Genomic DNA, 25,203 nt, shown 5'->3' on the forward strand with positions numbered 1-25,203 from the left:
GTGTCACTTCCCTTTGACGTAGAGGCCCTAGCTCAGGGCGCCTGATGTTGGGCCTTGTTGCAAACACGCGCCGACAACCCTGTCGACCAGTACAAATTGTTGTTTGTGCGATATGCGAACAATTTTGTGGTGTCGGTCACTTTTGCGTGGCCTTATACTATCCATTACACAAAAGGCCGGCAACCAGTTTTGCGGCGAAATTTTGCAACGGAGGTTGACGTGAGAAACGGCAAGGGATTGAGCAGCTTGACCACGCTTTTTGGCGGCAGGAGCAGAGGCACGGACCCGAACGCGCTCGACCGCGAGGAGGCGTTTGCCAGCAGGCAAGCTCGCCGAGCAGAGCAACCCAGCGACGCCACCAACGTCATCGAACTGACCGCCGTCGACGTCGAACGCGCCCACGGCATCGCGCTGATCACGCTTGAGACCCGCGACGGCTCCCCCATCCCCGGCTACGAGCCAGGCTGCCACGCGGACTTCCTGCTGCACTCCCCCGAGGGCGAGGAGCTGGTGCGCCAGTTCTCCCTGTTTCCCATGCACCACCTCAGCGCCGAAGACTCCGGTCAGCGCGCCATCTACGGCATCGAGGTGAAGCTGGAGACGGATTCGCGCGGCGGCTCCATCGCCGCCCACAACATCGAGCCGGGCGACACGGTGCGCATCCTGCCACCCCGCAACAACTTCGGCCTCGCCCCCGGCGCAAAGCGCTCGATCCTGGTGGGCGCAGGCGTGGGCATAGCGCCGATTTTCTCGCTGGCGCGCGAGCTGCAGATCCAGCAGGCGGACTACTCGGTGCTGTATTTCGCATCCAGCCAGGAGCGGGCGCTGATGCGTCACCTCATTGACACCTACCTCCATGGACAGACCAAGAGCATCTTCGCCACCGGCGAGCGCGACAAGCAGTCCGGCTACATCGAGGAAGCCCTCGCCGCATCCGACAGCGCCCCGGAGGACACCCACCTGTACGTGTGCGGGCCGCAGGGGTTCATGGACGGCGTCATGGAGGTCGCATCCCAACACCTGCCAAAAGCCAACATCCACTTCGAGGCCTTCCGCGCCTCGGAGGAAACCCTCGCCGGCAACCACGACGCGGACGGCCCCTTCGAGGTCGTCCTCAACGGCGACACCTACAAGGTGCCGGAGGGCCAGAGCGTCCTGGAAGTCTTCGAGGACGAGGACGTGCCAATTTTGTCCCAGTGCTCGGAGGGCACGTGCGGCACGTGCATCATGCGCGTCGTGGACGGCACCCCGGACCACCGCGACAGCATCTTCACCGAGGAGCAGCACGAAAACGGCGCCTTTGCCACGTGCGTCTCTCGCTCGCTGTCCCCCACCCTCACCCTGGAGCGGTGGAGGAATCTTCGGGGCTAGGTGCACATTGCCTATCGACGTCTAAAGCATCCGCACCATCACCACGCCCGCCAGCACAATGGCAAGCCCGGTGAGGCGGTAGGGCGTGGGCGCACTGCGGCGCCCGCCGGTGCCCACGCCGAGCGATTCCAGCACCTGGCCGCAGATGATGTTGCCTACCAGCGCCGCAATCACGGTGGTGCCGGTGCCCAGGATCGGCGACAGCGCAGCGCCGCCGAACACGAAGAACGCACCGAGCATGCCGCCGAGCCACATCCACCACGGCCCTGGCGCGATCCCGGTGGCCAGCGCCCGGCGCGGCCCGGACAGCACCACGGACATCACTGCCAGCAGCACAAGACCGACCACCAGCGAGATTTGGCCGGCCTGCAGCGAGCTACCCAGCGCGCGGCCGAGGTGACCGTTGACGGCGGTTTGGGTGGCCGAGCCCATGCCCATGACCACGCCGAAGGCGCGCAACAACCACAGCGTGGCACCTTCGGCGGTGCCGTGGATGATGGTTCGCGTGCGCCCGATCTCCAGCACCATGGCGATGCCGCCGACCACGATCAGCGCGCCCAGAAGACGCAGTGGCCCCACCGGCACCTGCGGCGACTGGAACAGCCCGAACCGGTCGATTAACAGCCCCATGATCACCTGGCCCAGAATCGGCAGGATCACGGTCTGCACGGGGCCGAGTTTGGGGAACAGGACGATGTTGCCGGCGATGAACATCACGCCCATGAACCCGCCGAGCCATGCCCACCACGGTTGCGAGGCGGCCGTCGATAAGTCTGGCACCAGTGCCCCACTCGCACCCCAAGAAATAACGGAGGCGACCACCACCGCAATGATGAAGGACACAAACGTCGCGCCGATCGGCGAGCCGACGCTTTGCCGCAGCCGGGTGTTAATCGCGGTCTGGACGGGCACGATCGCGCCCACCAGCATGGCGAAGAGCAGCAGCACTACTCGTCCGTCGGGATCGTGTCCATGTTCTCCAGCATCTTGGCCACGTAGCCGGTGTTGAACTCGCCGGAGCGGAACTTGTCGCTGTTGATCAGCTGGGCCTGGAACGGCGCGGTGGTGACCACGCCGTCGACCTTGAGCTCGTCGAGCGCGCGCAGGGTGCGCTTGATGGCCTCGTCGCGGGTCTCGGCCCAGCAGATCAGCTTGCCCACCATGGAGTCGTAGAACGGCGGGATGGTGTAGCCGGTCTCGATGTGGGTGTCCATGCGCACACCGAAGCCGCCCGGGGTGCGGTAGTGCTCGATCTTGCCGGGGCGCGGGGCGAAGTTCTCGTTCGGGTCCTCGGCGTTGATACGGCACTCGATGGCGTGGCCACGGATCTGGACGTCGTCCTGCGTCAGGCGCAGCTTCTGCCCGGAGGCGATGCGCAGCTGCTCCTGGATCAGGTCCACACCGGTGATCATCTCGGTGACCGGGTGCTCCACCTGGATGCGCGTGTTCATCTCGATGAAGTAGTACTTGCGCTCGATGTTGTCGAAAACGAACTCGACGGTGCCGGCGTTTTTGTAGCCCACCTCTTTACAGAGGTTGATGGCTGCTTCCTGGAGACCGGCGCGCAGTTCGTCGTCAATTGCAGGCGAGGGCGCTTCCTCGATGAGCTTCTGGTTGCGGCGCTGCGAGGTGCAGTCGCGCTCGCCGAGGGCGATGGCGTTCTCGCCGTCCGCGAGCACCTGGATCTCAATGTGGCGGATGTCGGTGAGGTAGCGCTCGATGTAGACGGACGAGTCGTTGAACGCGGACTGCGCCTCGTTCATGATCTCGTTGAGGTCTTTTTCCAGCGTGTCCTCGGACTCCACCACTCGCATGCCGCGGCCACCGCCGCCAGCGGCGGCCTTAATCAGAAGCGGGAAGCCAGTTTGCTTTGCGACGTCTAAAGCTTCCCCGAACTCAGTCACCACACCGTCGGAGCCGGGCACCGTGGGAACGCCGGCTGCCTGCGCGATTTTCTTCGCCTCGATTTTGTCGCCCATGCGGCGGATGTGCTCCGACGAGGGGCCGACGAAGCCGATGTTTTCGTCCTCGACCATCTTGACAAAATCGGCCTTCTCGGAGAGGAAGCCGTAGCCGGGGTGGATGGCGTCGGCCTTGAACGCCATCGCGGCGGAGACGATCAGCTCGGGGCTGTTGTAGCTCTTGGCGGCGTTGGCCGGGCCAATGCACACAGCCTGGTCGGCTTCCTTGACCGGCAGGGAGTCGCGGTCGCCCTCCGAGTACGCGAGGATGCTCTTGATGCCGAGCTCCTTGCAGGCGCGGATGACGCGCAGCGCGATCTCGCCGCGGTTGGCAATGAGGACGCTGTCCAGCAGCTTTTCAGATTTAGCCATGGGGTACCTACTTCGGCTCGATGACCATCAGCGGCTGGCCGTGCTCGACGGCGTCCTCGTTGTCCACGAGGATCTCGGTGACGGTGCCGGCGGTCTTCGCTTCGATGTTGTTCATCAGCTTCATCACTTCGACGATGCAGAGCACCTGGCCGACCTCGACGGTGTCGCCGACCTTCACAAACGGGTCCGCGCCCGGCTTCGGGGCGGCGTAGAAGGTGCCCACCATCGGGGACTTGACCTCGATGCCGGTGCCGGAGCTTGCCGGAGCAGCAGCTTCCGGCTTCGGGGCATCTTCCTTCGGAGCCTCCGCAGGCGCCGGGGCCGCGGCCGGAGCAGGAGCCGGTTCCGGTGCCGGTGCTTCAGCCTTCGGCGCCTCCGGTGCGGCCGGGGCCGGTGCCGGGGCGGCAGCCGGGGCCGCCTTGAGGTGGCTCAGACCGCCCGGGGTCTTGGACAGGGCGAGTTCGATGTCGCCGTACTTGATGCTCAGCTCTTCGATGTCGCCGGACTGGTTGACCCATTCAAGCAGGGACTTCAGTTCGTTGAAGTTGGTGTTGTCAGACATGGTTTACTGCTCTCCTTTTTTGGTCAGGTTGATTTCGAGGTCGTCGGTCTTGAGGTGGAATTCGCCGGAGGTGGTGGTCTCGTAGATCTTCTGCACGAGCTTGGTTAGCTCGCCGCCCGGCACGCCTTCGCCCTGGCCTGCGCGGCCTTCGGCGACGAAGCGGCGCATCTCGTCCACGTTGTTGCCGGGGATGTTGGCGCGCAGCAGCAGCGTGTCGATGTCGTCGTCCGGGTACTGCTCCTTCAGGCCAGGCAGGCGCGGCTCGAGCTCCGGGCGGCCCTCCTTGATCTCGGAGGATCCGTTGGCCTTGATCTTTTCCAGCGCGTCCGGGTCGATCGGCGCGAGCGGCTCGCCGTAGTGGCCGAGCGCGTACTTTTTAATCTCGTTCGGCACCACGGAGTAGCGCTCGCCGGAGATCACGTTCATCACGGCCTGGGTGCCCACGAACTGGGCGAACGGGGTGATCATGATCGGGTACGCCAGCTCCTCGCGCACGCGGGCCGTTTCGTAGAGCAGGTCCTCGAAGCGGTCCGACAGGCCGGCGGTGGCCAGCTGGGATTCGAAGTTGGTGAGCATGCCGCCCGGCAGCTGGTGCATGTAGTGCACGCCGTCGAAGGCGCGGGGCTTGCCCACCGGCTTGTCCTCGCGGTCCGCGATCTCCTGGAGCTTCTTGCTTGCGTTGTCCACGCGCTCGTCGTCGATGTTGACGGTGTAGCCCAGTGCGCGCAGGTCGCGGGCAAGCGCCTGGGTGGCGGGCTGGCCCTGGCCGTTAGCCAGCGGGGCGATCGAGGTGTGGATGGAGTCCACGCCGAGTTCGGCCGCGTAGATGTAGGTCAGCGGGGACAGGCCGGTCAGCGAGTGGGTGTGGACCTCCAGCGGCAGGTCGTTGCCGATGGCGCTGCGGATCGCCGGGATCAGCGTCTTCATGCGGTCCGGGGTAAGCAGGCCGCCGGCGTCTTTCAGCATGATGCGGTCGACGTCGGTGCGCTCCACCAGCTCCTGGGCCTTGTCGATGTAGAGCTCGTCGGTGTGCACCGGGCTCAAGCAGTAGGACAGGCAGCCGTAGGTCTCGGCGCCGAGCTCCTTGGCCAGGATGAGGGTGTCGGCGATGTTGTCGATGTCGTTGAGACCGTCGAAAGCGCCGATGACGCGGAAGCCGTTGGCGTAGAGGCGCTCAACCCACGCGTGGATGACGTCGTCAGGCAGAAAGTCGAAGGACGCGAGGTTGCGGGAACGGACCATGGAGCGGAACTTCGTGTTCGGTGCGGCCTCGTGCACCTTGCGCACGCGCTCCCAGGGGTCCTCCCTGAGGTAGCGCACCGGCACGTCGAACTGGATCGGAGCGACCAGGTCAACATGCTCAAAGCCGGCGTTGGTGACGTCGTCGAGCAGGTCCATGATGTGCTCGGTGCGCATGCGGGTCGCCCAGATGGACTGGTGCGCGTCGCGCAGCGTGGTGTCGATGATCTTGATTTCTCGCTCACTGTCCGCTGGTCGACCACCCGCGGCGAAGATTTCAGCGAGGCTCTCTGTGCTCAGCTCTTCTGGGCTAAGTGCCATTGTTCCTCCTTAGAAACGCCAGACCGTGGCAACTGCCGAGTGGCTAGCCACCGTTGCGCACAATGTACGCCCGAAAAAGTGTGAAGCGCGACTCATTTCAGTTCAAACTTGTGAAACCGCACCTTGAGTGCACTTATGCGCGGTAAACCACTCCCCCCGTTCTAGGGTGCGCATAAAGCACGCACGTTCGCATACCGAACACCGCTCCCGTGCCACCCATCCCGGAAACCCGCAACGAGCTGCAGTTTCTCTCCGGTGCCCCAGAAATCGAGCGCTAAAAAACGACGTGCTTCGGATCATTCCGCACCCAACAACGTGATCTAGGCAATACATTTTCGGTCAAACAACAGTCCCCGAAGGAGGAACAGTGAGTACAAAACCCCGCTCCACAATGGGCACGACCCATATCACGGCCGAACGCCCAGCCGACAAGAAGTCCCTCGGCGCCAGCCTCATCGGCCAGCTGCTCGAATGGTTCGAGTGGAGCTCATACGCCGTGTTTGCCCCGTTCATCGCGGCTGCCTTCTTCGACAAATCCGACCCCACCTCAGCGCTGCTGGCCACCTTCGGCGTCTTTGCCGTCGGCTTCCTTGTCCGCCCGCTCGGCGGCATCGTCTTCGGCCGCATCGCTGACCGCGTCGGCCGCAAGAACGTGCTCATGATCACGATCATCATCATGGCGCTGTCCGCCGTGGTCATCGGTGTCATGCCCACCTACGAACAGATCGGCATCTGGGCCTCCGTAGGCCTCCTGCTCGTGCGCGTGATCCAGGGCTTCGCCCACGGCGGCGAATCCGCCACGGCCAACAGCTACATCCCGGAGATCGCCCCGCGCGACCGCCGCGGCAAGTGGGGCTCGATGGTCTACATGTCCATCTTCGGCGGCTCAGTGATCGCCTACACCCTCGGCGGCATCATCTCGCTTGTGCTTAGCGACGAACAGATCGGCGCATGGGGCTGGCGCATCCCCTTCTGGCTGGGCGCCGCTGCCGCGTTCGTGGCCCTGTACCTGCGCCGCCACATGCAGGAGTCCGAGCACTTCAACGAGATCCAAGAAGGCGGCGCCGAGTCCTACGACGACCTGTCGGCCACCCGCCCACAGACCCCGGTGCGCTCCAACTGGGTGAACATCCTGCTGGTCATCGGCATGGTTTCCGGCGTCACTGCCGCGCACTACACCTGGACGTCCTACGTCTCCACCTACGCCATCACGCACGCCGGCATGTCCACTCAGGGCGCGTACTGGGTCTCCGTGTTCGCGCAGACCTGTGGCCTGATCGCCCTGCCGCTGTGGGGCGCGCTGTCCGACCGCATCGGCCGTAAACCGGTGATGTACACCTTCGCCATTGCAGTGGGCCTGCTGCAGATCCCGCTGATGGGGATGATCGATTCCCGCCCGTGGACCATGCTCATCGCCGCCACCATCGCTGTGGTGGCCGTCGCCGCCGGCGGCGCGCTGCTGGCCCCGGTGATGGCGGAGGTCTTCCCCACCTCCCAGCGCACCAGCAGCATCGGCTTCGCCTACTCGCTGTCCGTGGCCGTCTTCGGCGGCACCGCGCCGTACATCTTCCAGTGGTTCACGTCCCAGGGCCTAACGCACGTCTCCGGCATCTACGTGGTGGTGCTGTGCGTGCTCACCCTGATCAGCATGAAGATCCTCCCGGAGACGAAGGGCATCGACCTCCGCGACGCCTAACGGCTTAGGCCTCCTGCTGCTGCGCCATACGCCAGCGGATGCCGGCCTCCAAAAAGCCGTCGATGTCGCCGTCGAGGACCTTTTGCGGGTCGCCGACCTCGTAGTCGGTGCGCAGGTCCTTGACCATCTGGTACGGGTGCAGGACATAGGAGCGCATCTGGTTGCCCCAGCTGGCGTTGCCGCCGGCGCCAAGCGCATCCATCTCCGCCTTTTCCTCTTGGCGCTTCTTCTCCAGCAGCTTGGACTGCAGCACGTTGAGCGCCGAGGCCTTGTTCTGGATCTGGGACTTCTCGTTCTGGCAGGTCACCACGATTCCGGTGGGGATGTGGGTGATGCGCACCGCCGAGTCGGTGGTGTTCACGCTCTGCCCGCCGGGGCCGGAGGAACGGTAGACGTCCACCCGGATGTCGGAGTCGGGGATGTCGATGTGGTCGGTCTGCTCCACCACCGGCAGCACCTCCACTTCGGCGAACGAGGTCTGGCGGCGCGCCTGGTTGTCAAAGGGCGAGATGCGCACGAGCCGGTGCGCGCCCTGCTCCACCGACAGCTGGCCGTAGAGGTACTCGCCGTGCACAACAAACGTCGCGGACTTGATGCCGGCTTCTTCCGCATAGGAGATGTCGTACACGTCCACCTTGTGGCCTGCCTTTTCGGCCCAGCGGGTGTACATGCGCATGAGCATCTCCGCCCAGTCCGCCGCGTCCACGCCGCCCGCGCCGGAGCGGATGTGCACCACGGCTTCGCGGGCGTCGTACTCGCCGGAGAGCATGGTCTGCACCTCCAGCGAATCGATCTGCGCGGCGACGTCTTCCAGCTCCTCGTCGGCCATGGAGGCGTCGCCTTCTTCTTCGGCGAGTTCGTACATCACCGGGAGGTCGTCGATACGCGAGCGAAGCGAGGTGACCTTCTTTAAGCGCGCCTGCACATTGGACAGCTCGGTGGTGACTTTCTGGGCATGCGCTGGATCGTCCCAAAGCGACGGGTCCCCCGCTTGCGCCTCCAGCTCGCGGGCGCGCTCGCGCAGGACGTCCAGGTCCATCACCTTCTCAATGGTGGAAAGTGTGGAGCTTAAGTCCTTGATCCGCGTCTGAATTTCCGGCTGCATAGGGGCAAAGTCTAGCGAACCGCCTGACGCGGCCACCAAGACGGGATACAGTGGCTTGCGACCCAACACGGGCGCCCGGGGCACCGGGCTGAGATCGCGCTGATGCCGGCGCGAGCACCGTTCGAACCTGTCTGGTTAGCACCAGCGAAGGAAGGAGAAGGTCGTGGTTCACGACATCTATGCCCATGAAATCCACCCGAAGCACTCCTACGCCCCGATTGTGAAAAACGGGCTGGAGGTTCCGGAAACCGCGATCCAGCTGGATGATTCCCCCACCGGCCCGAACGAGCCGTTCAAGATCTACCGCACCCGCGGCCCGCACGCGGAGCCTGAGGTGGGTCTGCCCAGCCTGCGCGGCGAGTGGATCACCGCCCGCGGCGATGTTCAGGAGTACGCAGGCCGCGAGCGTAATTTGCTTGACGACGGCCGCGCGGCCGTCAAACGCGGCGCCGCCAGCGAGGAGTGGCGCGGCGAGTCCCGCACACCGCTGCGGGCCAAGGACGGCCAGCGCGTGACCCAGATGGCCTACGCCCGCCGCGGGGAGATCACCCGCGAGATGGAGTTCGTCGCACTTCGCGAGCACTGCGACGTGGAAAAGGTGCGCTCCGAGGTCGCCGCGGGCCGCGCGATCATCCCGAACAACGTCAACCACCCGGAAAGCGAGCCGATGATCATCGGCAACGCGTTTTTGACCAAGATCAACGCGAACATCGGCAACTCCGCGGTGACCTCTTCTATCCGCGAGGAGGTGGACAAGCTGCGCTGGGCCACCCGCTGGGGCGCGGACACTGTGATGGACCTGTCCACCGGCGACGACATCCACGCCACCCGCGAGTGGATCCTGCGCAACTCCCCCGTGCCGATCGGCACCGTGCCCATCTACCAGGCGCTGGAGAAGGTGAACGGCGTCGCTGAGGACCTGACCTGGGAGGTCTTCCGCGACACCGTGATCGAGCAGTGCGAGCAGGGCGTGGACTACATGACCGTGCACGCCGGCGTGCGCCTGCCGTACGTGCCGCTGACCTCCAAGCGCGTCACCGGCATCGTCTCCCGCGGCGGCTCGATTATGGCCGGCTGGTGCCTCGCGCACCACAAGGAATCCTTCCTGTACGAGAACTTCGACGAGCTGTGTGAGATCTTCTCCCAGTACGACGTCGCATTCTCGCTTGGCGACGGGCTCCGCCCCGGCTCCGTGGCCGACGCCAACGACGCCGCCCAGTTCGCGGAACTGAAAACCATCGGCGAGCTGTGCAAGCGCGCCTGGGACTATGACGTGCAGGTCATGATCGAAGGCCCCGGCCACGTGCCGCTGAACATGATCCAGGTCAACAACGAAAAGGAAGAGCAGTGGTGCGGCGGCGCGCCGTTTTACACGCTCGGCCCCCTGGTCACCGACATCGCGCCGGGCTACGACCACATCACCTCTGCCATCGGCGCGGCCAACATCGCGGCCGGTGGCACGGCGATGCTGTGCTACGTCACCCCGAAGGAGCACCTGGGCCTGCCGAACAAGGACGACGTGAAAACCGGCGTGATCACCTACAAGGTCGCCGCCCACGCAGCCGACGTGGCCAAGGGCCACCCGGGCGCGCGCGACTGGGACGACGCGATGAGCAAGGCCCGCTTCGAGTTCCGCTGGCACGACCAGTTCGCCCTGTCCCTGGACCCGGAGACGGCGCAGTCCTACCACGACGAGACGCTGCCGGCGGAGCCCGCGAAGACGGCGCACTTCTGCTCCATGTGCGGCCCGAAGTTCTGCTCCATGCGCATTTCGCAGGACATCCGCGACGAGTTCGGCGACCAGATCGCGGACCTTGGCATGCCGTCGTTCGACTTCGACGCCGACTCCTCAGCCGCCTCTTCTGACGCGCGCGAGGGCGAGCAGGAGATGGCGCGCGAATTCCGCGACTTGGGCTCGAACGTGTACCTCAAGGAGGGCGAGGAGTCCCCGACTGCGCCATAATGGCCGCGTGACCGATACGCAGCAGTTTATTTCCGACCACCGCAACGATTCCGACGCCGAGCTCGCAGCCGCGCTCGTGCGCCACGCCGGCCAGCTGGCGCTGCGCATGCGCGGCGAGGGCCTGGACGCGGAGGTGAAAACCTCTGTCTCCGACGTGGTCACGGAAGCCGACCGCACCGCGGAGCGCTTCGTGTCCGAGGCGCTTCAGGCACTGCGCGGCGACGACGGCGTGATCGGCGAGGAGGGTGCTTCCCGCCCGTCCGCCACCGGCCGCACATGGGTGATCGACCCGGTGGACGGCACCTACAACTTCTCCCAGGGCTCGGACTACTTCTGCTCGGCGCTCGCGCTTGTCGACGACAACTCCGCCCACTCCCCCGCCATCGGCGCCGTGCACCGCCCCGCCACGGACACCACGTGGATCGCGGCGGACGGTGTGGCCACGCGCGACGGGGTGGAGCTTGGGGGCTAGCGGAGTCGTCGCTAGGCGAAAGCGCAGTGGTGACCTACCTGCACCCCACCTTTATGGCCAACGACGACGTGCGTGAGGCGTGGCTGCGCGTGATTTCCGGGGCGGCGACGATGCGCATGATGGGCGCCGGTTCTGTTGACCTGTCGAATCTCGCGTCCGGGCAGATGGGCGCGTGGCTGCAGCATACCGTGCCGGATTGGGACTGGCTGCCGGGCAAGGCGCTGGTCGAGGCCGTCGGCGGGCGCTGCATCAAGGTCGACGCGGGTGACGTGACCTGGTGCGTTGCCGGCAACCCGCGGATCGTGGACGAGATCGCCGAGCGCCTGCAGGGCTAGCTGCCCGGGCTAGGGCAAGCGGAACCCGCCCGGGATGTCGCCGAGCACGGCGTCCATGCGCAGCGCACCCGTCGGCGCGTGCAGCGGGCCCTGCAGCGGGGTGCGGCAGGCCACGTTGAACGGCGGGCCCCAGATGCCGCCGTTGATCATGCCGATCACGCGGTCGCCCACCATCAGCGGCGCGCCAGAGTCGCCCTGCATGGCGCAGACCTGGTTGGTGTTGCGCTGCTCCCAATCGGTGTACGTGTGGCCGCAGGTTGTGCCGGAGGCCACGCCGGTCTTGCACACCACGCCGCCCGGCTTCACCGGTGCGCCGCCCAAGTGGTTGACGGTCACGCCGTTGTAGGAGCGGGTGACCTCGGTGTTGTCGGCGAGCGTGATCACCGCGTAGTCCAGCTCGCGGTTGACGTGTGTGATCGTGCCGGTGCGGCCGAGCTGCCAGGAATCCGCGGAGCGTACGGCGTCGCCGACATTGCCGCAGTGGCCGGCGGTGACGGCGATTTTCTCGCCGCGGTCGTTGTAGCCGGCCGCCGTGGTGGTGCACATGACTTCCTTGCCGGGCTCGGAGCCGACATACAGCGGGGTGCTCGGGCCGTAGAGGGCGCGGCCGCGGCGCATCGCGTCATCGGATTCGACCGGGGTGCGCGGGGCGTCGAAGAAGGAGCCGGGGACGCGGTGCAGGACCTTGTCCGCCGTGGGCTTTCCGGCCAGCACCTTGGACACCGGGTCGGTGCGCCACACGTAGTTGACCACGTCGCCCACCGGCGCCTCTGCCTGTTGGGCGTGCGCCGCGGGGCTACCGATAGCCGCCGAGGTAGCAATCAGAAACGCGGCGGTAAGCAGGCGGGCGGCGGACGAACGGCGCATAGCAACCCCAATCACATTGGCAACATGAGCATCAACAGAGACATTCAACCACATCCTTTTCCTCCGTGGGCCAGTAACCGCAAACGTGGCTCATGCGGGCCTGAGGCGGTACCTTGAGCGCATGCACGAAACCGCCAACGCCGAACAGCACCAACCCACGCAGCAACGCCCCCGCCTGATCGTCCCGGACCTCGCGCGCGGCACCGCGCTTTTGGGCATCGCGATGGCCAACGCCGCCCAGGGGTGGGTGATCAACGACTGGTCGGAGGACCAGTCCCGGGTCGGCTGGTCCGTCGGCGGCGTGCGCCCGGACAGCCTGATCGACCAGATCGGCGCCGTCTTCGCGGCCATGTTCATCCACGTGCGCGGCCTGCCGATGTTCTCCACGCTGCTCGGATTTGGCTTCGGCCTGGTGGCGGCGAGCCTGTACCGCAAGCACTACCCCGCCAAGCAGGCCCGGCGCGTGCTGTTCCGCCGATACAGCATTCTGGCGCTGTTCGGCCTAGCGCACATGTTCTTGCTGTTCTTCGGCGACATCATGCTCACCTACGGGCTTGTGGGCATACTGCTGGCCGCGATGCTGACGCTGAGCTCGAAAACGCTGCGCATCATCGCGTATATCATCCTCGGTTTGTTCACCGCGATGGGCGTGATGGGGGCCGCGGCGTCCGCGTATTTCGACGCGTCCAGCGGCTTTATGGAGGCACCCCCCACCGCCACCTTGGACAGCCCCGGCGCGTATTTCTCCTCCAACTGGTCGATGGCGCTGAACATGCTCGCGGCGCAGCCCTTTGCGGTGTTGCAGCTGCTTTCGCTCGGTCTTATCGGTTACGTGTGGGCGAGGGAGCGTGTGCTTATCGACGTCCACGCGCACCGCCGCACCCTCATCACCTGGAGTGTGATCACCGGGCTGATCGTCCTCTGCGTCGGCCTGCCCTGGGGCTTAGCCGCCGCGGGCGTGCTGCCGGACGAGTGGGAGCTGCCGCTGTTCGTGCTCAACCAGGCGCTGGGCTACCTCACCGGTCCGGGCATCCTGGCGATCCTCGCGCTGGCCACCGACAGCCTGCACAATGAAGTCCCCGGCTGGGCGCGCGCGTTCGTGGCGCTGGGCAAGCGCTCCATGTCGGGCTACCTGGCGCAGTCGTTTTTGTTTGTCGCTATCTGCACCCCGGCGTTTTTGGGCATCGGCCTGGACACCTCGGTCACCGGCAAGCTCATCATCGGCTTCGTGGTGTGGCTGATTACGCTGCTGCTGGCGGTGGCGCTGGACCGGGCGGACAAGCAGGGCCCGTTCGAGTGGGCGCACCGCCACCTCTCCTACGGAAAGACGGGAAGGATTGAGCCGAAATATGATCAGCCTGAAATCACTGCGTGAGATGACGCCGCTCGAGTTACACCAGCTGTACAAGCTGCGTGTGGACGTCTTCGTGGCAGAGCAGCACTGCCCCTTCAACGAGATCGACGACCAGGACGCGAGCCCTGACACCCGCCACATCCTCGCCTTCGACGGCGACACGCTCGCAGGGTGCGCACGCGTCTTCCCCACCGCCGACGGCTCCCGCTTCGGCCGGTTTGTGGTCCGCCCCGACCACCGCGGGTCCGGTCTCGGCCCGGAGATCGTGCGCACCGGCATCACCTACACCGAGCGCTTCCCCGGCGACCTCATCGTCGAGGCACAGTCCGGCCTGGTGGGCTATTACGAGCTGTTCGGGCTCGTGGCCGAGGGCGAAGAGTTCCTCGACACCGGCATCCCGCACAGGACAATGCGGCTGGCCCGCTAGCTCTAGTTACGTATCGGACCTGCGGTCGTCGACAAGCGTGTCGTTCTCGCCGCTGCGATCCAACCTGAAGCCCTCGGGGAACTTCCACGAGTCGTCCTCCGCGTCATACTCGAGCTCGGGGCGCTCGACCTCGTTGCCTTCAGAGTCGTAGCCCGGGGCCGGCTTGTTCTCGCCCTCCTCGAGCTTCTCCGCGGTGTCGGTCTTCTCCCAGGTGCGCGAGCGGGTCTTGCGCGCGGCGGCGGAGTCGTCGTTCATCGCCTTGATCAGCGAGTACATCATGACGAAGTACATGAAGAAGAACGGCAGCGCGATGATGATCACCACTTGCTGCAGGGCTTCAATGCCGGAATCGTTGATAAACAGCAGCGCGCCGGTGACCAGGCCGACGGCCACCACCCAGCCCACGCGGTAGAAGGTGGGCGACTTGTTCTCCTCGCCGGAGGCGAACATGTCCATCACTAGAGCCGCGGAGTCCATGGAGGTGACAAAGTAGAACACGATCACCACCAGCGCGAGGGTGCCGGTGACGGCGTAGAGCGGGTAGTCCGCGAGCAGGGTGAACAGCGCCTGCGGGGTGTCGCCCTCCTCCACCACCGGGGTGGTGAGCACGCCCGGGTCCTGCTCCTCCATGTCAATGGCAGCGCGGCCGAAGATGGAAAACCAGATCAGGTCGAAGGTGGTGGGCAGAAGCAGCGTGCCGCCGATGAACTCGCGCACAGTGCGGCCGCGGGAGATGCGGGCGAAGAACATGCCCACAAACGGCGACCAGCAAATAGTCCACGCCCAGTAGAAGGCGGTCCAGGTGGCGTGCCAGCCCGGGTTGTCGTTGTAGGAATCCACCCAGAACATCAGCTCCGGCAGCGACTGGGCGTAGATGCCGAAGGACTCGGTGATCTGGCCGAGCAGCTTCAGCGTGGGGCCGGTGAGCAGCACAAAGATCATCAGCAGAACCGTGCCGGCGATGTTCAGGTTGGACAGGATCTTCACCCCCTTGTCCAGACCCGTGGCCACGGAAATCGAGGCGGCGAGGGTGATCGCGCAGATGATGCCGATTTGTACGGGGGTGACCAGTGGGACGTCCCAAAGAATGTTCATGCCCGCAGAAATCTGCAGCACACCCAGGCCCACGGACACGGCGAGGCCGAAGACAGTGCCGATGATGCCCAGGGCGTCGAGCAGCTTGCCCGGGGTGTCGTAGACCTTGCCGCCGAGCAGCGGCGAGAACATCGACGACATGCGCGCGGGCATCTTTCGCTTATAGACGAAGTACCCCACGGCCAGACCAGGCAACGTGAAGATGACCCACATGTGGATGCCGAAGTGGTAGTAGGTGAACTGGAACGCCTGGATAATCGCGTCGCGGCTCATGGAGTCGTAGCCGCCGCGCGGCGGGTTGTAGGCGTGGTTGAGCGGCTCGGCCGCGCCCCAGAACATCAGCGTCGCGCCCATGCCGGCGGCGAAGAGCATGGCGAACCAGACGGGGTAGGAATACTCCGGCTCGTCGTCATCATCGCCCAGGCGCAGGTTGCCGTAGCGGGAGACGAACACCACGATGAGGAAGATCAGCGTGGCGGAGACGCCGCCGATGTAGAGCCACGTGAAGTGGTCCATCAGCCAGCCGGAGACGGCCGCGTAGGTTTCGCGGGCTTGGTCGCCGAACGCCAGGGTGGCGGCGACGAACACCAGGATGAAACCCAGCGCGGAGAAGAAAATCAGGGGATCAGATTGCAAACGGCGTGTGCGCGCCATGCGTGGTCCTATCTAGGGTTTTGGTCTGGTTAGCGTCCGGCGTTAGCGGCCGGGCTTGATCAGCGTGCCGGCGAGAGAAGACGTGACAGCTGAGCCCACCAGCACGCCGACGGTGTAGAGGATGCCGGTCACCCCCAGCATCTGCAGCAGCCAACCGAAAAACAGCGCGCCAATGACGGCACCAGCGATTGCGACGACCCAACGGCCCATAGTGAAAAACCTTCCTTAGCTTTATTAAGTGATTTGCGGTGTGTTCGAACCACGGTACCGATTTGCTAGGCTCAGCCTCTGCAACGCGGGCTTGAGAGGGATGACAACCGTGGCGAATACCGTGGCAGATAACGAGCAAAAACTCCTCGAACGATTCATATGGCTTTCCATCGCTGCAGCGGTGCTGACCATTGTGTTGAAGGCGACCGCCGCCTGGGTGACGGGCTCGGTGGGCTTTCTTTCAGACGCCATCGAATCCGGTGTCAACCTCATCGCCGCCGCGGTGGGCCTGTGGGCGCTGAAGCTGTCGGCGAAGCCCGCGGACGCCAACCACCACTTCGGCCACGCCCGCGCCGAGTACTTCTCCGCCCAGGTGGAGGGCTCGCTGATCCTGTTGGCGTCTGTGGCGATCATCGTCACCGCCGTGGACCGGCTGGTCCACCCCGTGCCGGTGGAGCAGCTCGGCATCGGCCTGGTCTTTTCCGTCGTGGCCACCGCGATCAACGGCGCGGTTGGCGTGGTGCTGATCCGCGCGGGCAAAAAGTACCGCTCCACCACCTTGGACGCCGACGGGCACCACCTGCTCACCGACGTCTGGACCACCGTCGGCGTCATCGTCGGCATGGCGCTTGTGTGGCTGACCGGCTGGCAGCCGCTCGACCCGATTGTCGCGCTGGTGGTGGGCGCGAACATCATGTTCACCGGCTACAAGCTGCTCAAGGGCGCGATCCTGGGCCTGCTGGCGGAGTCGCTGCCGAAGGAAGAAAACCAGATCGTCCACGCCTACTTGGACGAGTACGCCGCCGCCAACGGCGTGAAGTTCACTTCGGTGCGCACCACCGCGGCCGGGCGCGAGCGCATGGTCAACCTGGTCATGCAGGTCCCCGGCGACTGGTCCGTTTCCCACGCCCACGACCACGCCGACGCGATCGAGGCCGGCGTGGCCGAAGCCCTCGGCGGCGCGGAAACCATCGTGCACGTGGAGCCGCTGGGACATCCCACCCGCACCGGCCCGATGACGGTCTAGGCTGGCAGCCATGGCTGATTCGATCAAGGATCCCGAGCTCTACGAGGCCCTGCTGCGCGAGGGCAACTCCAAGTCCAAGGCGGCCGCCATCGCCAACGCGGCGGCGCGCGACGGCCGCTCCAAAGTCGGCGAGCGCGGCGGCGAGTCCGGCTCCTACGAGGACTGGACCAAAGACGAGCTGTATAAACGCGCCCAGGAGCTCGACATCGAGGGCCGCTCCGAGATGACCAAGGACGAGCTGATCGAGGCGCTGCGTGACTAAGCCGCTTGACCTGCGCTGCTACTTCGTCACTGGCCAGGGCCCGGACGTCGTGGAGCGCGCCCGCCAGGCCGCCGCCGGCGGCGCGGGTGTGATCCAGGTGCGCTCGAAGCCGATCACCGCGCGCGAGCTCTACGCGCTCTCCCGCGCCGTCGCCGAGGCTGTCCACTCCGTCAACCCGCAAACACATGTGCTTATCGACGACCGCGCCGACGTCGCCGCCGCCCTCCGCCACGAAGGCATTTCCGGCGTCCACGTCGGCCAGGACGACCTGGACGTGCGAGTGGTGCGCGAGTTGCTCGGGCCGGACGCGATCATCGGTCTGACCACCGGAACGTTAGAGCTGGTCCAGGCCGCCAACGAGCACAAGGACGTGATCGACTACATCGGCTGCGGGCCGTTCCGCGCCACCCCGACGAAGGATTCCGGACGCGCTCCGATCGGGCTGGACGGCTACCCGGAGCTGGTGGCCGCCTCCGAGCTGCCGCTGGTGGCCATCGGCGACGTCACCGCCGACGACGCCTACGACCTGGCCCGCGCGGGCGTGGACGGGCTGGCCATCGTGCGCGGCATCATGCACGCCGACGACGCGAAGGCGTACTGCGAGCGCGTGATCGCCGAATTCGACCGCGGCGCGCAGGACCACGCAGCCACCAGCTAGTACGAGCTGAACCCGTCGCCGGTGAGCTCGTGCACCTCGTCACCGGTAATCGCCGGGTTGAACACGGACACCAGCACGAGGTCCTCGTCCTTGCCGCCGCGCAGGTAGTGCGGGTCGTGCTCGTCCAGCACGTAGATGGTGCCCGGGGTGATGGGGTAGATGTTGCCGTCGGTGTCTTCGACCTCCCCGGAGCCGGCGATGCAGTAGCAGGCCTCGAGGTGGTTGCGGTATTCCAGTTTGGATTCGGTGCCAGCGCGGACCACGGTGTGGGCGACGGCGAACCCCATGTTGTCGCGGGCGGTGAGCAGGCGTTCGCTGGTGCCGCCGCCCCATTCGACGGTGTCGACGTCTTCACGGGATCGGATGAACATGTTGCACTCTCCTTGAATCTCGTCTGTCACACGTGCACCTGCCACGGTATCGAAATTCGCAAAACAGCACGGGAGAAGCGCTACCCTGTCAAGCGTGAACATCTCGGTCGTCGGCGCAGGAATTATCGGCTTGACCACGGCTCTCACGCTCGCGGACCGCGGCCACACGGTCACGGTCCACGACCCTGAGCCGGCCTCCGGCGCCTCCCACCACGCGGGCGGGATGCTCGCCCCGACCGCCGAGGTGGTATACAAGCAGGACCCGCTCTTCCCGCTGATGCGCGCCTCCGCCGAGTGGTACCCCGAGCTGATCAACCTCACCGCCAAGTACTCGGACCTGCCCACCGGCTACCGCACCGACGGCACGCTCGTGGTCGCGCGCGACATCGCGGACAAGACCCACCTCGAGGAACTCACCGAGTACCAGTCCCGCCACGGCATGGCGGTGGACAAGCTCACCACCCGCGAAGCCCGCAAGCTCGAGCCGGCGCTCTCCCCCGCCATCAACGGCGCGGTGCGCATCGATGGCGACCACCAGGTGCAGCCCCGCCTGTTTACGCGTGCGCTTATCGACGCCTGCCGGTCCGCCAACGTCACCTTCACCACCAACCGCATTGACAGCCTCGACCAGCTCGAAGATGCCGACCAGGTGGTCGTCGCCAACGGTCTCGGCGCAAGCCAGCTCGTGGAAGGCTTGGACCTGCGCCCGGTGTACGGCGACGTCTTGCACGTGCGCGTGCCGCAGCACCAGTACCCGCTTCTCACACGCGTGGTGCGAGGCTTCGTGGAGGACCGCCCCGTCTACCTCATCCCCAGAGAGGACGGCACGCTCACCATTGGCGCGACCACCCGCGAGGACGGGCGCGACCAACCCCAGGTCCAGGGCATTCACCAGCTGTTGCGCGACGCCATTGAGCTCGTGCCGGCGCTGGAGGAGTGCGACTTCCTGGAGGCCACCGCGGGTGCCCGCCCCGGCACGCCGGACGACCTGCCCTTCCTGGGCCGCATCGACGACCGCACGGTCGTGTCCACCGGCTACTTCCGGCACGGCATTTTGTTGGCGGCGTTGGGGGCGCGGGTGGGGGCGGAGCTCGTCGATAGGCAAGAGCCCTCAATAGACTTGACTGCGTGCGACCCGAGGAGGCATACATGAACATCACGCTCAACGGAGAAGCAACCAGCACGAACGCCGCGACGGTGGAGGAACTCGTGGCGGAGGTCGGCGCACCCGCCGACGGCACCGCGGTGGCCATCGACGGCGAGGTCGTGCCGCGCTCGCAGTGGGGGCAGAAGCTTCACGACGGCTGCTCCGCCGACATCCTCACCGCAGTGCAAGGAGGCTAGGAGTGCTGGAGATCGCCGGAAAGCAGTTTGGCTCGCACCTGATCATGGGCACGGGCGGGGCCAGCTCCTTCGACATGCTGGAGCAGGCGCTCAAGGCGTCCGGCACGGAGCTGACCACGGTGGCGATGCGGCGGCACTCCGCCACCACTGGCGGCGGTGAGAGCGTGTTCGACCTGCTCAAGCGCCTGGATATTGCGCCGCTGCCGAACACCGCCGGTTGCCGCACCGCGCGCGACGCCGTGATCACCGCCAAGCTCGCGCGCGAGGCGCTGGGCACGGACTGGGTGAAGCTGGAGGTCATCGCGGACGACCGCACGCTGCTGCCCGATGTGGTGGAGACCGTGGACGCCTGCGAGATGCTCATCGACGAGGGCTTTACCGTGCTGGCTTACACCTCCGACGACCCGGTGGCCGCCAAGCGCCTGGAGGACCTGGGGGCTGCCGCGGTGATGCCGCTGGGCTCGCCGATCGGCACCGGCCTTGGCATCTTGAACCCGCACAACATTGAGCTGATCTGCTCGCGCGCACAGGTGCCAGTGCTTATCGACGCTGGCGTGGGCACCGCCTCCGACGCATCCCTGGCCATGGAGCTCGGCTGCTCCGGCGTACTGCTGGCCAGCGCGGTGAACCGCTGCCAGGACCCGGTGGCGATGGCCCACGCAATGCGCCACGCGGTGGAGGCCGGCCGACTTGCACGTACCGCCGGGCGCATTCCGAAGCGCGAGCACGCCGTGGCGTCCTCCACCTTCGACGGGCTGGCCAGCTGGGCGGACGAGGTGTTGTAAGTGCTGCCCGAACGCGAGTTGCAGCGCACCGCGCGCCAGATGAACCTTCCCGGATTCGGCCCGGAGCAGCAGGAGCGCCTGCACGACGCCCACGTGCTGGTCATCGGCGCGGGCGGGCTGGGCTGCCCGATCATGCAGACGCTGGCGGCCACCGGCGTCGGCCGCATCACGGTGTGGGACGACGACACGGTGGACATCACCAACATCCACCGCCAGATCCTTTTCGGCGCGCACGATGTGGGCCGCAGGAAGGTCGACGTGGCCGCCGAACGCCTGCGCGCGCTGCAGCCGGACATTGAAGTGACCACCTTCTTCGACCGTCTCACGCCCGACAACTTCCTCGAGGCGCTGGACGGCATCGACCTGCTCATCGACGGCTCCGACACCTTCGCCACCAAATTCCTCGCCGCCGACGCCGCCGAAATCACCGGCACGCCGCTTCTGTGGGGCTCGGTGCTGCGCTACCGCGGCGACATTGCCCTGTGGCACTCGGGCCCCGGCGCGCCCGCGGACGGGGTGGGGCTTCGCGACCTCTACCCCACCCAGCCGGACGCGGATTCCGTCCCGGATTGCGCCACCGCCGGCGTGCTCGGCGTGACCACCTCGGTGGTCGGCTCGCTCATGTCCACCGAGGCGGTGAAATTCCTCGCGGGCATCGGCGAGGTCAAGATCGGCCGTCTGCACATGTACGACGCGCTTTCCGCCACCATCCGCCGCTTCACCGTCACCCGCGACCCGGCGCGCGAGCTCGCCACACACTTAGGCACCTACACCGAGGCGTGTTCCGTAAGCACCGAAGGGCAAGAGCTTTTCGACGCCCTCACGGCCCACCACCTCCCCTCCCTCGACGTGCGTGAACCGCACGAGAAGGCGATCGCGGATCTACCCGTGCCGGGGATAAACCTCCCGCTCAGCGAGGTGGAACGCGACCCGGAGGCGGTGCCGAGGGCGCTTGAGCAGTTCTCGCCCGGCGACGAGGTTGTGGTGTATTGCGCTGGTGGTGTGCGCTCCGAAGGGTTCGTCGAGAAGCATGGGGCGCTTGCCGAAACTTTGGGGATTTCTTTGAAATCTTTGCCTGGAGGCGTGCAACGCTGGACATAAACTGCAATACTCGTGTCATGCAGATCACAAAGACCGCCCCCATTGTTACTACCGCCACTCTCATCGCCGCCGCTGCCGTACTCGCACCGGCCGCATCCGCCAACAGCGCCGCCTACTCCAACTCCGCAGGCGACGTCCGCTGCGAGATCTACCAAGTCCATGGCACCACGAAAACCATCTGCGTGTCCGACCCCGCACGCAAGGCACAGCCGGAGTGCAACCCGCCGGAGCAGCTCGCCCCGGCCGTGAGCGTCGGCGGTGGGTCCGCCGCTGTCCACTGCTGGAACCAGGGCTTTACCAACCCACCCCAGAAGTTGAACCCGCTGCAGGTCAAGCAGCTCGGCTCCGCGTACATCGCCCCGGATTTCTCCGGCAACCTGTACGTGTTGGACATCGCCACCCGCGCGGTCATCCGCGCCGGCGCTACCAACCAGGTGCTGTTCAAGCTCTAGAAGGATCTCATGCGCACGCTTCTCCGCGGCGTCATCGCTGCTTTCACCGCCACCGCCGCCCTATCCGCCGGCGCAACCTCTGCCTCCGCCAACGAGGGCTTCAACCCGCGGGGCGTGCAGTGGCCCGCCGCCCACGGCGCACTGCCCGCGCAGCCGCCGTACGCTACGTTTGCCAACCAACAGGACACTGTGCGCTGCGGTGTCTACGCCATCGACGGCCAAGACTTCATCCACTGCCTCAGCCTGGTGGACACCATGCCGGGTCACATGTGCGCCGGCCAGGGCAAGGCCAACGCCATGAACCTGGGCAAGTGGGACGCGTGGGACTGCGCCGACACTAACGCCTTCGCCGGCGCCCCGAAGATGGGCAATCTGCAGCTGCGCCGCTACGGCACCACGTTCGTCGCCAGTGACACCAAGGGCAACTTTTTCATCGGGGACCGGGGGCTCAGCCGTATCATCCGCGTCGGTGAGATCAACGACATTTACGCCGACCGCGGCCGCATCATCGCGTTCAACTCGAAGCTGCGCGGCTCGTCCATCCCGGCCATGTCATCCATCTAACCCCCACCCACACATTCGTTCGATTCCGTCGCCTCCGGGATCGAACGGAAAATTATAATGTCGGCCTGTTCCACCACAACCGCATAAAGGAGGCGCCCTTGGGCGGGATTTTGAGAGCCGCCGTGTACTGCGCAAAAGCGCCGTCGCTCTTCCCCCGAGAACTGCATATGTTGGCCGACATCGCGCGAAACGCTGACGATCACTCCGGACCAGTCCTAGACACCGACGGCACTGTGCGCGAGGCCCGCAGGGGTTACGTGCGAGGCCTGGGAGACCCGAAAGACAAGCTCGGGCTGAAGACGAACATGCTGGAAACCCGCATGTTCATCTTCACCGCTACGGGCTGGATCCAACCCACGGAAGGCCCAGAACACGACGGCGCGTACCAGCTCAACGTTCCCCGCCTGCAGCGGCTGCTCAACGCGGCTGAGGCAGCGATGGCCACCGGTGAGCCGGACGCGGACGTCATCGCTGAAGCGGACCGGGAGCTGCCCGGCGACTTCGTTTCGGAAGCCCCAGACCTGGCAGACCAGGTGGACCGCCTGCTGGTCCACAACCCGGCCACGTAGGCCCGCTTCCCCACCCACCCACTGGTGGTTCAATGGGCGCATGAAATTTCTTGCGCTTTCCACCAGTGTCCACCGCTACACCGACTCCGGCATCCACACCGGCATGTGGCTCGGCGAGTACACGCACTTCTACGACGTGCTCACCGAAGCCGGCCACGAGGTCACACTCGCCAGCGTCGACGGCGGCGCCGTGCCCATCGACCCAGTGAGCCTGAAAACCCCGGTGATCCAGCTCGGCGGCACCAACAAGCGCTACGAGGACCCCGAGTTCATGGACCAGCTCGATGACACCCCGGCGATCGCTGATGTGAACCTCGACGAATTCGACGGCATCTACCTCGGCGGCCACGGCACCATGTTCGACTTCGCCAATGACGAGGTGAACAAGTCCGTCGCCCACTTTGCCGACGCAGGCAAGATCGTCTCAGCGGTGTGCCACGGCCCGTGCGGACTCCTCGACGTCACGCTCGCCAACGGCGCCAAGCTTCTCGACGGCCGCAACGTCACCGGCTACTCCTGGACCGAAGAGAAACTCGCCCGCCGCACCGAGGAAGTCCCCTTCAGCCTGGAGGAGAAACTCCGCGACCAGGCTGGCGAGTACACCACCGCGAAGATTCCGATGACCAAGCACGTCGTCGTCGACGGCAAACTCATCACCGGCCAAAACCCGACATCGGCGGCTGGTGTTGGCGAGGCGGTGCTTGAGGCGGTGGGATAAACCCACTCTCGGATTTCACGCGAATATAAGGGGCCTCGCCTGCGCCCCTTACTATGAAGGGGTCGTTACATCCCCGCGTCATTGGTTTTCCTGAGGAAGTGCTCCCGTGCCTAACCCGCAACAACTCATGCAGTACGCCGGTGCTGCTGTCACCATTATTGTCCTGATTCTCGGATTGCTCTTTGGAAGCGAGGATTTGTCCTCCTCTTCTACTGGTGGCGACGCGGGTGCGCAGTCGGCTCCGGCGAACACCGGGAAGCAGTCCAACGCTTCTGCTCCGTCGAATGGTGGACGTAAAGCGGATGCGGATGGGTGCGTCTATGGCACGCCGAACTACTGGGAGTGCAAACAGTTCCACAATCCTATCGACAAGAAGAACCCGCGACTGACTCCGAGCGAGATCCAGCAGGCGAAGAAGGATCAGTTTGATCAGTTGGTTGCTTGGCGTTCTCGTGACAAGGCGCTAAAGGCGATCACTTATGACCCGTCATTGGAAGCGACTGCACAGCGCTTTGCGGATGAATTGGCGCAGACTCCGGGAGATAAGATCTGGCACTCTAAGTTAAATACGCGGGGACTTGAAAACGTCGCGATGAACCCGAACGATTACGACAAGTTCATCAACATGTTCGCCGGGTCACCTGGCCACAGCAGCGCCATGAGCAACAACGGCCGTGCTCCGAAAGTCGGTATTGGCATCGCGCAAGATCCAGTAACTGGGTACTACTACTGCGTCCAGCACTTCGCAGACTATTAATGAGTCGAGGGGCGGAGAGGAAAAACACCTACTAGGTTGGGAAGATAGTCCCAACCTAGTAGGTGTTTTTGCGCCGGGTGGGACTAGATCACCCGTGTGCGAGATTGACACGTCTTCCACTCAGCAGCATTGTCATGGAAATCACCTACCGTCCCGGTGGACGCAACGATTTTATGCTCAGCACAACGCTCGTTATAGACAATGCTGACATATTGCGATCCGTGGACTGAATGATGAAATCATGCCAGTCGTTTCCTCAGCGCTCACAATCGCTTGGCAGACGTGAATATTTAGGCTTACTAGCCCATGTCCATGATATTTTTATAGCCACAAGACGCGCACTGGACATAACCGTAGGAGTTTCCGCCATCCTCCCATGGTGCGGTGAAGTCACCGCGAAGCTCCTGCTGACAGCTATCACACGTGCGCCCGGTAGAGCGACGGCTATTGTCAAAAGGACTGATGAGTTCCCCGTTCTCCAAGTAGAAGCGTTCGCTGCAGCCAGTGCAGTTGAACCAATAAGTGGCATCGGGCGCATCCCCTTGAACCATGTTTCTGCAAGAGGGGCACGGGGGTATCCCCATGGCCTCC

Annotated in this window: 28 protein-coding genes and 1 riboswitch; of the genes, 19 read left to right on the forward strand and 9 right to left on the reverse strand. The window is 65.2% G+C overall.

The features are described 5' to 3' along the window. The first annotated feature begins 246 nt into the window (after window positions 1-246). Window positions 247-1,371, forward strand: coding sequence for a PDR/VanB family oxidoreductase (locus ACF3NP_RS07040; RefSeq protein ID WP_181890003.1), 1,125 nt, complete (start codon window positions 247-249; stop codon window positions 1,369-1,371). 21 nt (window positions 1,372-1,392) lie between these two features. On the opposite strand, the gene ACF3NP_RS07045 is transcribed toward ACF3NP_RS07040, so the two are convergent. The 4 genes from ACF3NP_RS07045 to ACF3NP_RS07060 are packed head-to-tail and all read right to left on the reverse strand — an operon-like array spanning window position 1,393 to window position 5,826. After that, complete coding sequence (locus ACF3NP_RS07045; protein WP_392398545.1) at window positions 1,393-2,319, reverse strand: DMT family transporter; 927 nt, start codon at window positions 2,317-2,319, stop codon at window positions 1,393-1,395. Beyond that, window positions 2,319-3,704, reverse strand: coding sequence for an acetyl-CoA carboxylase biotin carboxylase subunit (gene accC, locus ACF3NP_RS07050; RefSeq protein WP_181890001.1), 1,386 nt, complete (start codon window positions 3,702-3,704; stop codon window positions 2,319-2,321). The genes ACF3NP_RS07045 and accC overlap by 1 nt, the downstream gene beginning before the upstream one ends. Window positions 3,705-3,711: 7 nt before the next feature. Then, complete coding sequence (gene accB / locus ACF3NP_RS07055; RefSeq protein WP_392398546.1) at window positions 3,712-4,266, reverse strand: acetyl-CoA carboxylase biotin carboxyl carrier protein; 555 nt, start codon at window positions 4,264-4,266, stop codon at window positions 3,712-3,714. Between the two features lie 3 nt (window positions 4,267-4,269). Beyond that, the gene (locus ACF3NP_RS07060) at window positions 4,270-5,826 is read right to left on the reverse strand and encodes a pyruvate carboxylase subunit B (RefSeq protein ID WP_269951463.1); all 1,557 of its coding nucleotides are present in this window, start codon (window positions 5,824-5,826) and stop codon (window positions 4,270-4,272) included. Window positions 5,827-6,217: 391 nt separating this feature from the next. Between ACF3NP_RS07060 and ACF3NP_RS07065 the strand changes: the two genes are divergently transcribed. Further along, window positions 6,218-7,522: an MFS transporter gene (locus tag ACF3NP_RS07065; RefSeq protein WP_392399137.1), complete on the forward strand. Its 1,305-nt coding sequence runs from the start codon at window positions 6,218-6,220 to the stop codon at window positions 7,520-7,522. A 4-nt stretch (window positions 7,523-7,526) separates the two neighbouring features. Here ACF3NP_RS07065 and prfB read toward each other — a convergent pair whose 3' ends face one another. Beyond that, on the reverse strand, window positions 7,527-8,627 hold the full coding sequence (gene prfB / locus ACF3NP_RS07070; RefSeq protein WP_392398547.1) for a peptide chain release factor 2: 1,101 nt from the start codon (window positions 8,625-8,627) through the stop codon (window positions 7,527-7,529). A 57-nt stretch (window positions 8,628-8,684) separates the two neighbouring features. Then, a riboswitch (TPP riboswitch) is annotated at window positions 8,685-8,797 on the forward strand. Between prfB and thiC the strand changes: the two genes are divergently transcribed. The 3 genes from thiC (at window position 8,791) to ACF3NP_RS07085 (ending at window position 11,397) form a co-directional block, all read left to right on the forward strand. Next, window positions 8,791-10,590: a phosphomethylpyrimidine synthase ThiC gene (gene thiC, locus ACF3NP_RS07075; RefSeq protein ID WP_392398548.1), complete on the forward strand. Its 1,800-nt coding sequence runs from the start codon at window positions 8,791-8,793 to the stop codon at window positions 10,588-10,590. Its footprint overlaps the riboswitch before it by 7 nt. A gap of 7 nt (window positions 10,591-10,597) precedes the next feature. Then, window positions 10,598-11,062 carry an inositol monophosphatase family protein gene (locus ACF3NP_RS07080; RefSeq protein WP_392398549.1) on the forward strand — a complete coding sequence of 155 codons (465 nt, stop codon included), beginning with the start codon at window positions 10,598-10,600 and terminating at the stop codon, window positions 11,060-11,062. A 29-nt stretch (window positions 11,063-11,091) separates the two neighbouring features. Next, complete coding sequence (locus tag ACF3NP_RS07085; RefSeq protein WP_392398550.1) at window positions 11,092-11,397, forward strand: inositol monophosphatase family protein; 306 nt, start codon at window positions 11,092-11,094, stop codon at window positions 11,395-11,397. Between the two features lie 9 nt (window positions 11,398-11,406). Here the strand turns inward: ACF3NP_RS07085 and ACF3NP_RS07090 are convergent, their stop codons facing one another. Continuing rightward, window positions 11,407-12,264, reverse strand: coding sequence for a chymotrypsin family serine protease (locus tag ACF3NP_RS07090; protein ID WP_392398551.1), 858 nt, complete (start codon window positions 12,262-12,264; stop codon window positions 11,407-11,409). Window positions 12,265-12,385: 121 nt separating this feature from the next. Between ACF3NP_RS07090 and ACF3NP_RS07095 the strand changes: the two genes are divergently transcribed. Continuing rightward, a complete protein-coding gene (locus ACF3NP_RS07095) occupies window positions 12,386-13,639 on the forward strand; it encodes a DUF418 domain-containing protein (RefSeq protein ID WP_392398552.1) in 1,254 nt (417 codons plus the stop codon). Continuing rightward, on the forward strand, window positions 13,614-14,045 hold the full coding sequence (locus ACF3NP_RS07100; protein WP_392398553.1) for a GNAT family N-acetyltransferase: 432 nt from the start codon (window positions 13,614-13,616) through the stop codon (window positions 14,043-14,045). Before ACF3NP_RS07095 ends, ACF3NP_RS07100 begins: the two co-directional genes overlap by 26 nt. A gap of 6 nt (window positions 14,046-14,051) precedes the next feature. Here the strand turns inward: ACF3NP_RS07100 and ACF3NP_RS07105 are convergent, their stop codons facing one another. Together ACF3NP_RS07105 and ACF3NP_RS07110 are read right to left on the reverse strand one after the other, a co-directional pair. Further along, window positions 14,052-15,794, reverse strand: a complete 1,743-nt coding sequence (locus ACF3NP_RS07105) for a BCCT family transporter (protein WP_392398554.1) — start codon at window positions 15,792-15,794, stop codon at window positions 14,052-14,054. 42 nt (window positions 15,795-15,836) lie between these two features. Then, window positions 15,837-16,004 (reverse strand): glycerol dehydrogenase, encoded by a 168-nt coding sequence (locus ACF3NP_RS07110; RefSeq protein ID WP_070473261.1) that lies wholly within the window; start codon window positions 16,002-16,004, stop codon window positions 15,837-15,839. Between the two features lie 100 nt (window positions 16,005-16,104). Here ACF3NP_RS07110 and ACF3NP_RS07115 point away from each other — a divergent pair, with 100 nt between their 5' ends. From ACF3NP_RS07115 to ACF3NP_RS07125, 3 genes are read left to right on the forward strand one after another with little or no spacing between them, the layout of a single operon-like run. Then, window positions 16,105-17,031 carry a cation diffusion facilitator family transporter gene (locus ACF3NP_RS07115; RefSeq protein WP_392398555.1) on the forward strand — a complete coding sequence of 309 codons (927 nt, stop codon included), beginning with the start codon at window positions 16,105-16,107 and terminating at the stop codon, window positions 17,029-17,031. Between the two features lie 10 nt (window positions 17,032-17,041). After that, a complete protein-coding gene (locus ACF3NP_RS07120) occupies window positions 17,042-17,293 on the forward strand; it encodes a DUF7218 family protein (protein ID WP_181889991.1) in 252 nt (83 codons plus the stop codon). After that, the gene (locus ACF3NP_RS07125; protein ID WP_181889990.1) at window positions 17,286-17,951 is read left to right on the forward strand and encodes a thiamine phosphate synthase; all 666 of its coding nucleotides are present in this window, start codon (window positions 17,286-17,288) and stop codon (window positions 17,949-17,951) included. Before ACF3NP_RS07120 ends, ACF3NP_RS07125 begins: the two co-directional genes overlap by 8 nt. Here ACF3NP_RS07125 and ACF3NP_RS07130 read toward each other — a convergent pair. Continuing rightward, entirely contained in the window at window positions 17,948-18,322 is a 375-nt protein-coding gene (locus ACF3NP_RS07130; protein WP_181889989.1) for an ectoine synthase, read from the reverse strand. The genes ACF3NP_RS07125 and ACF3NP_RS07130 overlap by 4 nt on opposite strands. A gap of 85 nt (window positions 18,323-18,407) precedes the next feature. Here ACF3NP_RS07130 and thiO point away from each other — a divergent pair, with 85 nt between their 5' ends. The 9 genes from thiO (at window position 18,408) to ACF3NP_RS07175 (ending at window position 24,612) form a co-directional block, all read left to right on the forward strand. Next, complete coding sequence (gene thiO, locus ACF3NP_RS07135) at window positions 18,408-19,475, forward strand: glycine oxidase ThiO (protein ID WP_392399138.1); 1,068 nt, start codon at window positions 18,408-18,410, stop codon at window positions 19,473-19,475. Continuing rightward, window positions 19,472-19,666 carry a sulfur carrier protein ThiS gene (gene thiS, locus ACF3NP_RS07140; protein ID WP_392398556.1) on the forward strand — a complete coding sequence of 65 codons (195 nt, stop codon included), beginning with the start codon at window positions 19,472-19,474 and terminating at the stop codon, window positions 19,664-19,666. Before thiO ends, thiS begins: the two co-directional genes overlap by 4 nt. Before the next feature lie 2 nt (window positions 19,667-19,668). Further along, window positions 19,669-20,451, forward strand: a complete 783-nt coding sequence (locus ACF3NP_RS07145) for a thiazole synthase (protein ID WP_392398557.1) — start codon at window positions 19,669-19,671, stop codon at window positions 20,449-20,451. Between the two features lie 39 nt (window positions 20,452-20,490). Next, window positions 20,491-21,552: a ThiF family adenylyltransferase gene (locus ACF3NP_RS07150; RefSeq protein WP_392399139.1), complete on the forward strand. Its 1,062-nt coding sequence runs from the start codon at window positions 20,491-20,493 to the stop codon at window positions 21,550-21,552. A 17-nt stretch (window positions 21,553-21,569) separates the two neighbouring features. Then, window positions 21,570-22,004: a hypothetical protein gene (locus tag ACF3NP_RS07155; protein ID WP_392398558.1), complete on the forward strand. Its 435-nt coding sequence runs from the start codon at window positions 21,570-21,572 to the stop codon at window positions 22,002-22,004. A 9-nt stretch (window positions 22,005-22,013) separates the two neighbouring features. Beyond that, a complete protein-coding gene (locus ACF3NP_RS07160) occupies window positions 22,014-22,568 on the forward strand; it encodes a hypothetical protein (protein ID WP_392398559.1) in 555 nt (184 codons plus the stop codon). A 167-nt stretch (window positions 22,569-22,735) separates the two neighbouring features. After that, window positions 22,736-23,137: a hypothetical protein gene (locus ACF3NP_RS07165; protein WP_392398560.1), complete on the forward strand. Its 402-nt coding sequence runs from the start codon at window positions 22,736-22,738 to the stop codon at window positions 23,135-23,137. Window positions 23,138-23,177: 40 nt separating this feature from the next. After that, a complete protein-coding gene (locus ACF3NP_RS07170; RefSeq protein ID WP_392398561.1) occupies window positions 23,178-23,855 on the forward strand; it encodes a type 1 glutamine amidotransferase domain-containing protein in 678 nt (225 codons plus the stop codon). Window positions 23,856-23,961: 106 nt separating this feature from the next. Then, window positions 23,962-24,612, forward strand: coding sequence for a CAP domain-containing protein (locus ACF3NP_RS07175; protein ID WP_392398562.1), 651 nt, complete (start codon window positions 23,962-23,964; stop codon window positions 24,610-24,612). The last annotated feature ends 591 nt before the right edge of the window (window positions 24,613-25,203 follow it).

Origin of the sequence: Corynebacterium lehmanniae (assembly GCF_043161975.1) — a bacterium.
Classification (GTDB): Bacteria; Actinomycetota; Actinomycetes; order Mycobacteriales; family Mycobacteriaceae; genus Corynebacterium; species Corynebacterium lehmanniae.